Source organism: Streptomyces sp. bgisy159 (assembly GCF_965341775.1).
Lineage (GTDB): Bacteria > Actinomycetota > Actinomycetes > Streptomycetales > Streptomycetaceae > Streptomyces.
Window position 1 is genome coordinate 1 of record NZ_CBDQZH010000119.1, and the last position, 1,274, is coordinate 1,274.

1 protein-coding gene is annotated in these 1,274 nt (G+C 67.5%); it reads left to right on the top strand.

What is annotated here, in order from left to right:
* Positions 1–210: 210 nt before the first annotated feature.
* On the top strand, positions 211–645 hold the full coding sequence (locus ACSLTV_RS36080) for a hypothetical protein (RefSeq protein ID WP_432159261.1): 435 nt from the start codon (positions 211–213) through the stop codon (positions 643–645).
* Positions 646–1,274: the final 629 nt, after the last annotated feature.

Consider the following 1,274-nt stretch of genomic DNA (forward strand, 5'->3'; position numbering starts at 1 on the left):
CTCGCGGTTGCGCGCGACCCGCACGACGTCCTCGCGGAACTCCTTCGGATACGGCTTGGGCACTGCAACATCCTTCCAGGCCGCCTCTCAGCAAGCCAGGTCAGGTGTCACCTGTTCGTGCAGCAGTCCCGCATTCCCGCCCTATCGCGGCCGCGCTCCTGCCACACTGAACGCCCCTTGCTACTACTCCACTTCACTCGAGGGCACACGATGACCGACGGACCACAGAAGCCAGCAGACGACGCCGAGACCAGGCCGCCGCTGCGCCGGCGTATCACCGCCCGCTGGGACCGCTTCGGCCCCGTAGGCCGGGCGGCCGTGGCCGTCGGCGCGATGGCGGCGCTCGCCGGAGGGATCGCCGTCCTGGCCCGCGCCCGCTCGAGCGCGCCCGACACCGATGTCGACGACTTCGAGGCGTGGGCCGACGAACTGGCGCTGGAACCCGGCGAGTACGTCTTCGACTGCCTCGAATGCGACGGTGAAGGATCCATCCAGGTCGGCCAGGAAGACGACGAAGCACCCGACGGCTACTCCCTCGTGTGGGACACCTGCGAGGACTGCCACGGCGAAGGCACCATGAGCTACGACGAGAACGAGGCCGCCGAAGCGATCGACTGCGGACGTACCCCGCTCAAGCGGCCGTAGGTTACGTAAGGGCCGCGAGAGCGCCTACACGCTGCCTCTCACCGCACCAGGTAGGTTCCGGCCATGGCTTCGTACGAAGATCACGTGCTGCTGGAGGCCATGCGTTTCCGCCGCGCCATCGAGGACGCCAAGCAGGCCGGCGACCTCGACGCACCACACCCAGGGTTCCGGGACTTCCCTCAGGGGAGCTGCGGCGCGGCCACGGTCATGCTGTGCACCTACCTCGCCGAGCGGGGTCTGGACGGCTGGTTGTATGCCTGCGGCAAAAGGGAGAACCCGCACGAGACCCACGCCTGGGCAGAGCGGGAGGGCCTTGTCGTCGACATCACCGCCGACCAGTTCCCCGAGCACGGGACCGTGTACGTCGGCCCCCCCCGACGCCGTGGTTCGACACGTGGGAACCCTCATACGGTCCGCCCAAGGTCGACCGGGTTGCCCCCGACGACGACATGGAAGGGCCCGCGTACCGAGCGATCCTCCGGCACCTGCTCTAGTGATTTATTCGCCCCACCCCTCGCTGTCACTCATTCAGCTCAACGAGGCGGCCAGAGCGGAGAAACGAGGGCTATGAGCTCGTAACACGATCTTGTTGATCGGCCCTGGTCGGCCGTGACCGGTGTGACGATTCG